The organism is Pseudomonas sp. SBB6 (assembly GCF_024213215.1).
GTDB lineage: Bacteria > Pseudomonadota > Gammaproteobacteria > Pseudomonadales > Pseudomonadaceae > Aquipseudomonas > Aquipseudomonas donghuensis.
This window is the reverse complement of record NZ_JANAVH010000018.1, coordinates 13439-27438: the sequence shown is the minus strand read 5'-3', so window position 1 is coordinate 27438 and position 14000 is coordinate 13439. Positions and strand designations below refer to the sequence as shown.

Annotated in this window: 11 protein-coding genes; 9 read left to right on the top strand and 2 right to left on the bottom strand. The window is 62.5% G+C overall.

Annotated features, from left to right (window positions below):
• Positions 1 to 59: 59 nt before the first annotated feature.
• The 9 genes from NLX68_RS24910 (at position 60) to NLX68_RS24870 (ending at position 11687) form a co-directional block, all read left to right on the top strand.
• Positions 60 to 563, top strand: coding sequence for an RNA polymerase sigma factor (locus NLX68_RS24910; protein WP_254286260.1), 504 nt, complete (start codon positions 60 to 62; stop codon positions 561 to 563).
• 68 nt (positions 564 to 631) lie between these two features.
• Positions 632 to 1630, top strand: a complete 999-nt coding sequence (locus NLX68_RS24905; RefSeq protein WP_254286259.1) for a FecR domain-containing protein — start codon at positions 632 to 634, stop codon at positions 1628 to 1630.
• 76 nt (positions 1631 to 1706) lie between these two features.
• Entirely contained in the window at positions 1707 to 2168 is a 462-nt protein-coding gene (locus NLX68_RS24900; protein WP_254286258.1) for a hypothetical protein, read from the top strand.
• Between the two features lie 202 nt (positions 2169 to 2370).
• The gene (locus NLX68_RS24895) at positions 2371 to 5040 is read left to right on the top strand and encodes a TonB-dependent receptor (RefSeq protein ID WP_254286300.1); all 2670 of its coding nucleotides are present in this window, start codon (positions 2371 to 2373) and stop codon (positions 5038 to 5040) included.
• Positions 5041 to 5121: 81 nt separating this feature from the next.
• Positions 5122 to 5739 (top strand): heme acquisition protein HasA, encoded by a 618-nt coding sequence (locus NLX68_RS24890; RefSeq protein WP_254286257.1) that lies wholly within the window; start codon positions 5122 to 5124, stop codon positions 5737 to 5739.
• Between the two features lie 160 nt (positions 5740 to 5899).
• Positions 5900 to 7669 carry a type I secretion system permease/ATPase gene (locus NLX68_RS24885; protein ID WP_254286256.1) on the top strand — a complete coding sequence of 590 codons (1770 nt, stop codon included), beginning with the start codon at positions 5900 to 5902 and terminating at the stop codon, positions 7667 to 7669.
• Positions 7670 to 7671: 2 nt separating this feature from the next.
• Positions 7672 to 9006, top strand: coding sequence for an HlyD family type I secretion periplasmic adaptor subunit (locus NLX68_RS24880; RefSeq protein WP_254286255.1), 1335 nt, complete (start codon positions 7672 to 7674; stop codon positions 9004 to 9006).
• Between the two features lie 5 nt (positions 9007 to 9011).
• Positions 9012 to 10358: a TolC family outer membrane protein gene (locus NLX68_RS24875; protein ID WP_254286254.1), complete on the top strand. Its 1347-nt coding sequence runs from the start codon at positions 9012 to 9014 to the stop codon at positions 10356 to 10358.
• Positions 10359 to 10520: 162 nt separating this feature from the next.
• Positions 10521 to 11687, top strand: a complete 1167-nt coding sequence (locus tag NLX68_RS24870; protein ID WP_254286253.1) for a Fic family protein — start codon at positions 10521 to 10523, stop codon at positions 11685 to 11687.
• A 60-nt stretch (positions 11688 to 11747) separates the two neighbouring features.
• Here the strand turns inward: NLX68_RS24870 and NLX68_RS24865 are convergent, their stop codons facing one another.
• Positions 11748 to 13268 (bottom strand): nucleobase:cation symporter-2 family protein, encoded by a 1521-nt coding sequence (locus NLX68_RS24865; protein WP_254286252.1) that lies wholly within the window; start codon positions 13266 to 13268, stop codon positions 11748 to 11750.
• Between the two features lie 262 nt (positions 13269 to 13530).
• Positions 13531 to 13896, bottom strand: coding sequence for a PilZ domain-containing protein (locus NLX68_RS24860; RefSeq protein WP_010226401.1), 366 nt, complete (start codon positions 13894 to 13896; stop codon positions 13531 to 13533).
• Between the last annotated feature and the right edge of the window lie 104 nt (positions 13897 to 14000).

Sequence of the window (14000 nt, the reverse complement as noted above, 5' to 3'; positions counted from 1 at the left end):
AGTGATTCTCACTAGCGAGTAGCATACCGCCTTCTTCCGGCCATCCACAGGGAGTTCGCGTGGCGGAGTCCGACTTGAAGCGGCTGTTCCTCAAGCACGCGAAAACCTTGCAGGGGGTGTTGACGCGCAAGGTGCGTGATCCGCAACTGGCTGCCGACCTGGTGCAGGAGAGCTTTCTGCGCCTGGCCGAGCAACAGGGCCATGAACGGATCGACAACACCCCGGCCTATCTCTATCGCACTGCGCACAACCTGATGATCGATCATGTTCGTCAGCAGCAACGGCGCAAGACCGATTCGGTGCCACACGACGCACTGGAAACCATCGTCGAAGACCGCCCGGGCCTGGATGAACATGCCGCCACTGAACAGCACATGCGCCGCCTGCGCAGGGCGCTGGCCGACTTGCCGCCGCGTACCCAGGACGTGTTCCGCCTCAACCGCCTGGAAGGCATGACCCACGCCGAGGTGGCGCGTGCGCTGGACATTTCCGACAGCTCGGTGCAGAAGCATCTGGCAAAGGCCTTGGCCTATGTGATGCAGTGTCTGCAGGAACCAGGATGACGAACGGTTTACTGGGAAATGCGCCTTCAGACGTCAGCACTCACATAACCAGAATTCGAGAGAACCGTGTGACCAGCCAGAACTCGCCAGAGCAAGCCATTCGCGAGCAGGCCGCCGAGTGGGCGGTGCTGCTCAGCGCCGGCCCGTTGAGTACCGAGCAGGAGCAGGCGCTGGCGCGCTGGTTGGCCAGTGCTCCACACCATGCCCAGGCGCTGGCGTTTGCCCAGGCGACCTGGGCCGACCTTGGCCGTCTTGGCTCGCTTGACCAGGGTGCGCCAATGGCGTCGCTTGCCGTGGCCCGTCCACTGGCCGGGCGCCGACGCCGTTCACGCTTGCGCTGGGCATTGAGCGCTACGGCGGCATGGCTGCTGGCGGTCGTCGCTGTGGATCAGTTGCCCAGCGTTTCCTTGGCATTACACGCCGATTACGCAACGGCCAAAGGTGAAGTGCGCCGGGTGAGTTTGCCCGATGGCAGCCAGGTCGACCTGGACAGTCACAGTGGCATCGAGCTGGCCTACAGCGACAGCGAACGTCGTGTGCGCCTGTTGGCCGGTGAAGCGGTGTTTACCGTTGCGCCGGTCTCCGGCACCGAACAACGGCCTTTCGTGGTCGAGCGGGCAGGGGGCAGCAGCCGTGCCCTGGGCACGCGTTTCGTGGTGGGCCCCGAGCCTGATGGCGGCACCTGGGTCGGCATGCTCGAGCACAGTGTTGCGGTTACCTTGCAGGACGCCGCGCAAACGGGCAGCGGCGAGCAGTTGCTCAAGGAAGGTCAGAGCCTGCGCTACGACACGACCCACGGTATTCGCCTGTGGCCTGAGCAGGACGTGCGTCGTGCCACCGCCTGGCAGCGCGGCGTGCTGGTGTTCGAGCGCGAACCACTGGCTGAGGTGGCCGCGCAACTCAATCGCTATCGTGCCGGACACCTGCTGATCACCGATCAGGCTCTGGCACGGCGTGAAGTCAGCGGCATGTTTCGTCTGGATAACCTGGACGCCGCGCTGGGCCTGCTGACCGATGAGCTCAAGGTCAGTCGGCTGGATCTGCCGGGGCTGACCCTGATCTATTGAGTGCCTTGGCGGGCGATTGTCGGCAGCGGTTTTTTCCACGAAACTGGCGCTTTCACGATGATCTTAAGGCAGGGATATGGCCAGTGGTTTTCTCGCGTGTATTGCTTCATCCCTCTCCGGCGCCTTGCTGCTCGGACTGTGCAGCACTCAGGTGCTGGCGGCCGACGACAACCTGGTGCAGTTCGACCCCGCCACCTGCGAGTTCGGTGCACCGCTTGAGCCTTACTTCGACAAGGCGATTGCCAAGCGTCAGGCCCTGCCTGCCGAGGCGCAGGAAGAGGAGGTGAGCTACCCGGTCGACCTGCCCTTCCATGGCATCAAGGTCACGGCGGTATTCATCGGCTATGAATGGCACGGGATCTATTTTGATGCGCCGCCCGATCAGGTACGTACGCTGTTTCGCAAACTGGGCTACCGGGTGACCGAAGACGGTGACATGTCGGCCAGCGGCGATGAGGTTGCGGTGACGGCGTCGATCATCGAAAACAGCGGCAAGGACCGTAAACAAGGGCAATCGGCGCTCACCTGCGGCGTCTGATGTTCACGGGTTAAATTTCTTTTGAAATTTCTTTACTGACTTTCCCCGCGTTGCACGTCTGTTTGTTGAGATTGATTTTCATTACTAGAAAACGCCAACACAGCGAGCAACAAAAGTGAGCAATCCACACCAACGACGCATCCGGCCGCTCGGTCGGGTAGCCCTTGCCAGCAGCCTGATGCTGGGCGCCTGGACCTTGCCGATGGGGATTGGCAGCGTCCAGGCGGCCGAGCCCGCGACGCCCAGCCAGCGCACCGCGCTGATCCACTTCGACATTCCCGCCCAGGCCCTGGACAGCGCCGTACTGGCCTTCGCCGAACAGGCCGGGGTGCAGGTGTTCTTCGACAGCCGCAAGCTGGCAGGCCTGCGCAGTGAAGGCTTGCGCGGCGAGCATTCGGCACAGGAAGGGCTTGGCTTGTTGTTGCGTGGCTCGCCCGTGCGCTATCGCTTTAGCGGCACCGACCGGGTCGGCCTGGAGCGGGTGAGCGACGACGGCCAGACGCTGGAGCTGGGCGCCACGCATGTCGATTCGAACAGCGATGCCGATTGGGTTTATCAGACTCCCCGTTCGGTCAGCGTCATCACCCGCGAGCAGATCGACAAGCGCCCGCCGCGCCATGCCGCCGACATGCTCGAAGAAACCGCCGGCGTCTACACCGCCGTCAACCAGCGCGACCCGGGCCTGTCGGTGAACATCCGCGGCGTGCAGGACTACGGCCGGGTCAACATGAACATCGACGGTATGCGCCAGAACTTCAACGTCAACGGTCACCAGCAGCGCAACGGGGTGATGTTCGTCGACCCGGAGTTCATCAGCAGTGTCGAGATCGAAAAAGGTTCGCGTTCAGGCATGGGCGGCGCCGGGGTCATCGGTGGCATTGCCAGTTTCAACACCGTGCAGGCCAGCGAGTTTCTCGGTGCCGGCAAGGAATACGGCGGCCGCCTGCGCGTCGGTCACGGTATCGGTGAACTGGGTAACGGCACGTACTTCAATGGCAGTGCGCTGTTCGCGTTCGGCAATGAAGTCGGCGATGTCTTGCTCGGCGTCAGTGAGCGCCATTTCGGCAACTACCGGGCGGGCAGCAACAATGAAGACAACCTCGGCACCGAGATTCGCCTGAAGAACCAGTTTCCCGCCGCCTGGGACGACTGGCTCAAAGGTGAAGTCGAAGACATGGGCAGCGTCACCCGTTCGCAGATGATCAAACTGGGCCTGAACCTGCCCCAGGATCAGCGCGTGCAGTTGAGCTACATGGAGACCGACACCGACAGCAAGGATGCCTGGACCTGGCTCAACGACACCGAGGACCAGTACTTCTACCAGCGCTCCGGCAGCAACGACATCAATGCCAAGAACGTCGCCCTCGACTACAGCTTCAGCCCCGACAGCGACCTGATCGATTTCAGGGCCAAGCTCTATTTCGTCAGCACCCGCCAGGATCGCTGGAATGCCGGCAACAATGCCAGCTCGCAAAGCGGTAACTACTATGCGGCCTACAGCGATCGCTTCCAGACCGATACCTGGGGCCTGCAGTTGCAGAACACCTCGCGCTTCTACTTGGGGGCGAGCGACAAGCTGACGTTCGACTACGGCACCGAGCTGTTCCAGGACAAATTCAAACCGCGCACCGATCGCGTGCCGGCCAGCAACGAAGAAGCCTACCCCTACGTCCAGGGGTCGACGCCGGGCGGCAAGCGCGTCATGGCCAGCCTGTTCGGGCAAATGCAGTACGAACACGGCAACTGGCTGACCCTGGATGCCGGCCTGCGCTATGACCGCTACCGGCTCACGGGGGAAACCGGCATGACCGTGTGGATGTACCCGGACGGACCGTTTGAGGCCGATCTGGGCAAGCCGGCGACGCACCTGCTGTTTGACGAGGAACAGGAAGAAGGGCGCTTCTCGCCGACCTTCGGCATTGCCGTCAAGCCGGGTGTCGACTGGCTGCAGCTGTACACCCGTTGGGGCCGTGGCTGGCGGCCACCCTCGGTCACCGAAGTGTTCATGTCCGGCCGTCCCCACGGCGGCGGTGGCGCCGAGATGGTCTACCCCAACCCGTTCCTGCAAGCCGAACGCTCCCACGACTGGGAGCTGGGGGTGAACATCTTCAAGGAGTCGTTGTTCCGTGAAGGCGATCGGCTGGGCATGAAGGTCGCTTACTTCGACACCCGGATCGACAACTTCTCGTTCCTCGATATCAACGTCGATGTGCCGGGCCTGACCGCAGCAGGCACCTCGACCGGACGCATGGCGTACCAGAACAACCAGCAGCAGACCCAGTTCCGTGGCGTGGAATACGCCGTGGATTACGACGCCGGACGGTTCTACAGCAAGCTCAGCTACACCCACATGATCGGCAGCAACGAGTTCTGCTCGCCGCAGTTCTACCTGGGGGGTGCCAAGGATCTCAAGCGCGTGGGCACAGTGCTGCGCCCGCTCAAGGTCGGCAATCGCATCATCATGCGGCGGGTGCCGGTGAGCGAGGCGTTCGACAATGCAGAACTCAACAACTACAGCCGCTGCGGCGACATCATGGGTAACGCCACCTACATGCCGGCTGATCGCGGCTCGCTCACCGTCGGTTTGCGTTTTCTCGACAACCAGCTCGATGTCGGTGCCCGCCTGCGTTACAGCAAAGGTAACGGCACCAACCTGGACACCCACAACTACTCCTACCTCGATCAGGCCCTGTGGCCGCAGTACAAGGTCTACGACCTGTACGGCAGCTACTGGATGACCCCGCAGCTGAACCTGGCCCTAAGCCTGGAAAACCTCACCGACCAGGCCTACTTCGTGGCCATGGGCGACAGCAACAACCTGTCCCTGGCCCGTGGCCGGACCCTGACCGGGATGCTCGAGTACAAGTTCTGACCGAATTGCCCATACCGGGCAACACCGAAGGCATGGAACACGCCTTCGAACCACAACCCTCAACTATTTAGAGGATGAGACATGAGCCTTTCCGTTTCTTACGATGCAGCGTACGCCTCCTACACCGTTGACGATTACCTGGCCACCTGGGCGGCCGGTTTCGCCACCGCAGGTCATGGCTACAGCAACACCGGCGGTTTCAACAAAGGCGGCTTCAATGGCGAGCAGTATGCGACCCACGGTGCCAATGGTTCCGACTACGCCTTCGTAGCCAGCAGCGATACCACCAACGGCCTGCACTATGTGTTCAACCCGGGCCAACCGGCCAGCAGCAACATGAACCACTACCTGTGGGGCGAAGTGGACAGCGTTTCGCTGGGTTACAAGCTCGGTGGCGGCAATGGCAGCAACTTCACCCTGGCCGAAGAAGTGGTCACGTTCAATGGCCTGGACCTGGAGGCGGCGCTGGGCGCCGGTCGCGCCGGCAACGAAGTGCAGAGCGTGATCTACGGCCTGATGCAGGGCAACACCTCGGCCCTGGAAGGCGTGCTGGACAACCTGCTGGCCGGTTACGGCGTATCCACCGACGACACCTTCGACGCCATCAGCGCTGCCCTGGCCAGTGGCCCGCTGAGTGTCGCCTCGGCTGATGTGGTGGGCGTTCAAGCCCTGGCCGAGGACTTTGCCCTGGCCGCCTGACCCCAGGCAAAAAAAAGCGAATGGAAGATCACTCCTCCATTCGCTGCTGGCTTACCCCGCCGCCTGCGTCTTTGCCGGGCCCAGGCGGCGGTGGTGCGAATTCTGCGAGCCTGCGCCGGCGAGGTCAACCGCCCGCGGGCTCGCCCTGTTGAGGTCCTTCATGAAAGCAACCCGCTCCCGCCCTGCGAACGAAGTGTTGCAGGCGCTCAAGGCCTGCCGCGCCGGCTTTGCCAACATCGGCCTGTTCACTGCGGTGATCAACCTGCTGATGCTGGCGCCAGCGCTGTACATGCTGCAGGTCTACGACCGGGTACTGTCTTCGGGCAACGCGATGACCCTGCTGATGCTCAGCCTGATGGTGCTGGGCCTGTTTGCCTTCATGGGCCTGCTGGAATGGGTGCGCAGCCTGGTGGTGATCCGTCTCGGCACGCAGATGGACATGCGCCTCAACCCGCGCGTGTTCGAGGCCGCCTATCAGGCCAGCCTGGCCGGCCACAAGGGCGCGGCGACCCAGGTGCTCAGCGACCTGACCACCTTGCGCCAGTTCGCCACCGGCCAGGCGCTGTTCGCCTTTTTCGATGCGCCGTGGTTCCCGGTGTACCTGCTGGTGATGTTCCTGTTCAGCCCCTGGCTGGGGTTGATGGCGCTGGTTGGCGCCGTGCTGTTGACGATCCTCGCCTGGGTCAACGAGCGCCTGACCCAGGCGCCGTTCGCCGAAGCCGGGCAGTTGTCGCAGCAGGCCGGACAGCAGGCTGGCGCCAACCTGCGTAATGCCGAAGTCATGGAGGCGATGGGCATGCTGGCGGCGGTGCGTCAGCGCTGGGCCAGGTTGCACCACGGTTTTCTCCTGCGCCAGAACCTCGGCAGCGAACGCACTGCAGCGATCACCGCAGTGTCCAAGAGCCTGCGCCTGGCCCTGCAATCGCTGGTACTGGGCCTGGGCGCATGGCTGGCGATCGAGCAACTGATCACCCCGGGGATGATGATCGCCGGCTCCATTCTCATGGCCCGGGTGCTGGCGCCAATCGACCAGCTGATTGCCGTGTGGCGCCAGTGGGGTTCGGCACGCCAGGCCTATGAGCGGTTGTACAGCTTGCTCAGCGAGCAACCGCCGCGTGCGGCCGGCATGCCGTTGCCGGCACCGAGCGGGTGCTTGCTGGTGGAGCAGCTCAGTGCGATGCAGCCGGGCACGCGCAAGCCGTGCCTGGTCAATCTCGGTTTCGAGCTGGCGGCCGGCGACAGCCTGGGGATCATTGGCGCGTCCGGCTCGGGCAAGTCGACGCTGGCGCGTTTGCTGGTCGGTGCTGCCTTGCCGGCTGCCGGCAAGGTGCGCCTGGATGGCGCCGAGCTGCAGCACTGGGACAAGGGCCTGCTCGGCACCCACATCGGTTACTTGCCGCAAGACGTGCAGTTGTTCGCCGGGAGCATTGCCGAGAACATCGCCCGCCTGGGCGCGGTCGACTCGCAACAGGTGGTGGCCGCCGCGCAACGGGCCGGTGTGCACGAGCTGATCCTGAAACTGCCCAACGCTTATGACACCCAGTTGGGTGAAGGCGGAGCAGGGCTGTCCGGTGGCCAGCGCCAGCGCATCGGCCTGGCCCGGGCGTTGTACGGCCTGCCGGCGCTGATCGTGCTCGATGAACCCAATTCCAACCTGGATGATGTTGGCGAGCGCGCTTTGCTTGAAGCTATCAAGCAGGTCAAGGCGCAGCAGTGCACGTTGATCCTGATTACCCACAAATCCAGCCTGCTGGCGGCTGTGGATAAGTTGCTGGTACTGCAGAACGGCCAGATGCAGGCCTTCGGTCCGACCGCGCGGGTGTTGCAGGACCTGCAGCGCAGCCATAAGCCGGCCGGCATTCCCACCCCCACCCCGGCGCTACGCAGCGCGGCCAGCGTCAGCATGAGCTACGGCACCCCGAGATCCTGATCATGACCGCCCCTCAGTCGCTTCACGCGCATGCCATTCCCGACAACCTGCTGACCCTCGATGCCCGCCGCCACAGCCGTTTGGGCCGCTGGCTGGTGATCGGCGGCTTTGGCGGGTTCATCCTCTGGGCCGCCTTGGCACCGCTGGACAAGGGCGTGCCGGTTTCGGGCAACGTGGTGGTCGCCGGCAGTCGCCAGGCTGTGCAGCATCCCACGGGCGGCACCATCGAACGCCTGCTGGTGCGCGACGGCGACAGTGTCAGTGCCGGGCAGGTGCTGGTGCAGATGGACGCCACCCAGGCTCAGGCCCAGCATGATTCGTTAAGGGTTCAGTACGTTAACGCCCGGGCCAGTGAAGCGCGCCTGCAAGCCGAGCGTGACGGGCTGGCATCGATCACCTTCCCGGCCGAGTTGCAGGCCCTGGCGGCCGAACCCTGGGTGGCCACCGCCCTGGAACTGCAGCGCCAGTTGCGTAACAGCCGGCGCCAGTCGCTGGACATGGAACTGGCCGGCCTGCGTGAGAACATCGCCGGCGCCGAGGCCATGCTGGCCGGTGTGCAGGGCTCGATGAGCCACAAGCAGGAACAACGTGCTGCGCTTGATGAACAACTGCAGGGCCTGCGTGAACTGGCCCGTGACGGTTACATTGCACGCAACCGGCTGCTCGACAGCGAGCGCCTGTACGCGCAGATCAACGGCGCGATTTCGGAGGACCTGGGCAATATCGGCCGTACCCGCCGCCAGGTTCTGGAGCTGAAACTGCGCATGGCCCAGCGGCAACAGGAGTACCAGCGCGAAGTCGGCCAGCAGTTGAGCGAGATGCAGTCCAGCGCCGAAGACCTCGGCAACCGCCTGCGCAGTGCCGCCTTCGAACTGGCCAACACCCAGCTGCGCGCCCCGGCCAGCGGCACGGTGGTGGGCCTGAGCGTGTTCACCAATGGCGGGGTGATTGCCCGCGGTCAGCAACTGATGGAGATCGTTCCCAGCGATGCGCCGTTGCTGATCGATGCCCGTGCGCCGGTGGAGCTGGTCGACCGCCTGCATCCGGGGTTGCCGGTGGAGATCATGTTCGTCGCCTTCAACCAGAGCAAAACGCCACGGGTCGAGGGTGAGCTGACGCTGGTCTCGGCCGACCGCCTGGTCGATGAGAAAACCCAGCAGCCCTACTACCAGGTGCGCGCCAAGGTCAGTGACGCCGGTTTGCAGCAACTGGCCGGCCAGGACATCCGCCCCGGCATGCCGGTGGAAGCCTTCGTGCGTACCGGCGAGCGCTCGCTGCTCAATTACCTGTTCAAGCCGTTGACCGACCGGGTGCATGTCGCCCTGGCGGAGGAATGATGTCGATGCGAGTGTGGTCATGCCTGCTGTTGTTGGGCACCAGCCTGTCGGCCGCTGCGGTGGATCTGGGCGATGCCTATGCCTTGGCCCTGCGCAACGATCCGGCCTTCCATGCCGCCATCGCCGAACGCGATGCCGGCCTTGAGCACCGCGCCATCGGCCGGGCGGCGCTGCTGCCGAACCTGTCCTACCGCTACAACAATGCCCGCAACGATTCCGAAGTGACCCAGACCAACGCCCGTGGCAACGTCACCAGCCAGCGTGACTACCGCAGCTACACCTCGACGCTGACCTTGCAGCAGCCGCTGTTCGACTACGGCGCCTGGGCCGAGTACCGCCAGGGTGTGGCCAAGGCGTTGTTGGCGGACGAACGTTTTCGTAGCCGTAGCCAGGAGCTGGCGGTGCGGGTGTTCGCCGCCTACAGCGAAGCGCTGTTCGCCAACGAGCAGATCGCCCTGGCCCAGGCCCAGCGCCGTGCCTATGCCGAGCAATTGCAACTGAATCGGCGCTTGCTCAAGGGCGGCGAGGGCACCCGTACCGACCTGCTGGAAACCCAGGCGCGCTATGAGTTGGCCCAGGCGCAAGAGATCGAAGCCAGCGACAACCTCGATGCTGCCCTGCGTACGCTGCAGGCGATCATCGGCGAGCCGCTGGAGGTCGCCGACCTGGCGCCATTGAATGGCGATTTCCGCGTTCAACCCTTGCAGCCACTGCGCTTCGAAAGCTGGCGCGACCTGGCCGTGGCCCACAACGCCGAGCTGGCGTCCCAGCGTCACGCCCTGGTAGCCGCCGACTATGCCGTCGAGCGTCAGCGCGCCGGCCACCTGCCGACCCTGAGCGCCTATGCCAGCACCGGCAAATCCAGCTCCAGCTCCGAAAGCAGCTACGACCAGCGCTATGACACCGACAGCATCGGCATCCAGGTCAGCCTGCCGCTGTTCGCCGGCGGCGGGGTGTCGGCGTCCACCCGCCAGGCGGCTGCCGAGCGCGACAGTGCGCGCTTCAGCCTGGATGGGCAGATTGCCGACACGCTCAATCAGTTGCGCAAGCAGTTCAACCTCTGCGCCAGCAGTACGGCGAAGATCCGCGCCTATGAGTTGGCGGTCAAGTCAGCCAGCGGCTTGATCACGGCCACGCGCAAAAGCGTGGCCGGTGGCGAGCGGGTCAACCTCGACGTGCTCGATGCCGAACAGCAGTTGTACAGCGCCCGCCGCGACCTGGCGCAGGCGCGCTACGATTACCTGCGCGCCTGGTTGCAGCTGCGTTATCTGGCTGGGGTGCTGGAACCGCAGGATTTGCAGCAACTGAATGGCTACTTTGCCAGCGGCCCGGGGGATTTGGCTGCAGGCTGAGTTCAGCTTGCCATTTGACTTGCAGTAACCAAGCGTTTGACTTGGCTACTCGCCGTGTTTTGACATAATTGCTTAAGCGCTTTCTTATAAAACCCAGAATTTACAGGGCTTTCATGTGCTATTTTTTGACTTACTGAAGAAGTGCTCTTGAGATGATTCGACATGCCGACTTTCAAGCGCCACGAACTGGCACTGCTTAACCCTTCCTTCGACTCGCCATTGGTGGATGTCTTGACGGAGCTTGAGCACTTACGTCGCTATCGGCTTGCTGGCACCACACCTTCCAGTCTGTTCTTCCAGCTCAAGAGCATTTTCCACCTTCTAGAGAGCTTGGGTTCGGCACGTATCGAAGGTAACCACACGACACTTGCGGACTATGTCGAAAGCAAAGTGGAGGGGACTGACTCCGCATCGGACCAGCTTCGCGAAATATCCAATATCGAAAAAGCCATGACTTTTGTCGAGGACCATTTCAATGAGGCGGATGACGTCGGTTTGCATCTGCTGCGAGAGTTGCATGCCATTACCGTTGACGACCTCGACAGGGAAGGGGACCGAACCCCTGGCAGTTTCCGCACTGGACAGGTGCGTATCGCCCAGTCGAACCATCTCCCGCCCGATCCGGTGCAGGTCCAAGGTTACATGGAAGAGCTGGTTGCTTTCATCAATCGCAGGGATCCACAAAAGTACGATCTGATGAAGGTTGCCATCGCTCATCATCGATTCGGTTGGATTCACCCGTTCAGCAATGGCAATGGCCGCGTGGTGCGGTTATTGACCTATGTGATGTCGATCAAATATGGATTCAACGTCGCCGCAGGTGGGCGTTTGCTCAACCCGACCGCAGTGTTTTGCAATGACCGCGAACGCTATTACGAAATGCTTGCCCAAGCGGATGCCGGTACGGTCGAAGGGCTGGAGCGGTGGTGCGAGTATGTTCTGCGGGGCATTCTGGACGAACTCAGGAAGCTTGATCGATTATTGGATTACCGTTATTTGAAACAGGCCATTCTGTCTCCAGCACTGGGCCATGCTCGCGAACGGGCGTTGCTTACCGAGCTTGAGTACGGAGTACTCCGGTTGCTGCTCGATAGTGACAGCGCAATTGCCAGGTCGAGTGACCTGGCAGCCGCGATGCCGGGACTGAATGGCCCTCAACGTACGTATCAGATCAAGAAACTGGTTGAGCGCGGCATGCTGGTCCCGATCAAGCCCAATGCCCGCCAATACACCTTGGGCTTTTCCCACAGCTACCTTTTGCGTGGGGTTATCCGTGCGCTGACCGCCGAGGGATTCATTACCCAGCAGCTGTCATCGGCGCATCAATAACGGCTCAATAGAAAAGGCCGGTGCATAAGCACCGGCCCTGTTGAATCAAGCGCAACCCAATCAGTGCTCCGAAATCGCCTCTCGTCGCGCCGGCGGCTCTCCATGCTCGCCCTCGCTCATTACCGGTACCTCCTTGCCTTCGGCGTTGAACAGCTTGCCGTCTTCGAAGTAGTCACCATCGCGCAGGGCGGAAATGTCCGAGTAGTGGAGGGTGCGTTCGTAGGCGGCGGCGAATACCGATTGCTGGTCGGAGTTGCCGGCGGTGAAGTGGTTGAACACCAGGTTGAGCACGATCGCCATGATCGCTGCCGAGCTGATGCCGGAGTGGAAGATGGTCTCGAACCAGTTGGGGAACTGCGCGTAGAAGTTCGGTGCGGCAATCGGGATCATGCCGAAGCCCAGGGAGGCGGCAACGATGATCAGGTTGACGTTGTTCTTGTAGCTGACCTTGGACAAGGTGCGGATGCCGCTGGCGGCAACGGTGCCGAACAGCACGATGCCGGCGCCACCCAGTACCGAGGTCGGCACCGCGGCAATCACCCGGCCCATGATCGGCAGCAGGCCGAGCACCACCAGGATCACCCCGCCAGTGGCCACCACGTAGCGGCTCTTGACCCCGGTCACGGCCACCAGGCCGACGTTCTGGGCGAATGCGCTCTGGGTGAAGGAGCCGAAGATCGGCGCCAGGATGCTCGAGGCCATGTCGGCGCGCAGGCCATTGCCCAGGCGTTTGGAATCGACCTTGGTGTCGATGATTTCGCCGACGGCGAGGATGTCCGCCGAGGTTTCCACCAGGGTCACCATGATCACGATGCACATCGACAGGATGGCGGCGATGTGGAAGGTCGGCATGCCGAAGTGGAACGGCGTCGGCATCGCCACCAGCGGGCCGTCGAGGACTTTGCTGAAGTCAGCCATGCCCAGCGACCAGGCGATCAGGGTGCCGATGACCATGGCCAGCAGGATCGACAGTCGCGAGATGGTCGCGCTACCCAGCTTGCTCAGGACCAGGACGATGACGAAGGTCAGGCCAGCCAGGCCGATGTTGGCCATGCTGCCGAAATCCGGCGCCTTGCTGTTGCCTCCCATGACCCAGCGTGCGGCCACTGGCATCAGGGTCAGGCCGATGGTGGTGATGACGATGCCGGTGACCAGCGGCGGGAAGTACTTGGTGATCCGCGAGAACACCGGGGTAATCAGAAAACCGATCAGCGACGCCGCCATGACCGCGCCCAATACCCCGGGCAAGCCGCCACCGCCTTCACTGCTGAGGATCGCGCCCATGGTCGCCACACCGGCGAACGACACCCCTTGCACCAGCGGCAACTGGCAACCGAACCACGGCAGGCCGAGGGTTTGCAGCAGGGTTGCCAGGCCGCCGGCAAACAGCGACGCGGCGATCAGCAGGCCGATATCGGCGGGGCCCAGGCCGGCTGCCTGGCCGAGGATCAGAGGCACGGCGACGATACCGCCGTACATGGTCAGAACATGCTGCAGGCCATAAGCCAGGTTGGCGCCAAGGCCCAGGTTCTCGTCTTCGGGACGCTGGGCTGAAGACGTGCTAGGGGAGGACGTATTCATGGGGCAAGTTCTCAGTTTTATTGTTGTGGCGCTACTGTAGACAAGTCCTGCGCGTTAATGCCAGAACAATTGTATACAATTTTTAGATTTACGTAGGAACAGTCCTACCTCTGGTTTGGCTTCAGGGCTGGATGCAGGGATCGTTCCAACAGCTGCGAGCAGCCCTCGCAAGGCTGCGTGAGAAATGACAGGGAGGTTGAAAAAGCTGTCCAGATGGACAGAAAAGCAAGGGGGAGGCTGGTAGTTAGGGTGCTAACAGATTCTAATCTTCGATCAGTTCCCGCAGTTCACGCATCATTTCGGGGTTGTCGGCCAGGTTGAGTTCCACCAAACGGCGCAAATGGCACGATGAATCGATATCAGTACGCAGGCAAACAAAACCCAGTCGATTGCCTTCTTCATGGCGCAGTTCCACCTGCATCCATAGGGTTACTTGCTCCCCCAGGTGGACAAGGGCCTCGAAGTCCTGGGTCAGGTCGGGGTCCCAAGGTTCTGGGCACTTGATCAGCAAGCCCTTGAGGGACAGGTCAATCAGCTCGACCGGCCAGTATCGATCGCCCTGACGCAGTTCGGTGGGGCTATCGAAGGCTACTCGCTGGAAACGTCGACGTTCTTGGGGGTCGCTCATGTTCAGGCACTCCGGGGTTCTTCCTGACTATAGCTCAGCACTTGCCAAGGCCCGCGCAAGGGCGCATAACGAGGTTTGTCCAACCCACGCTGGAGGGCTCTAGA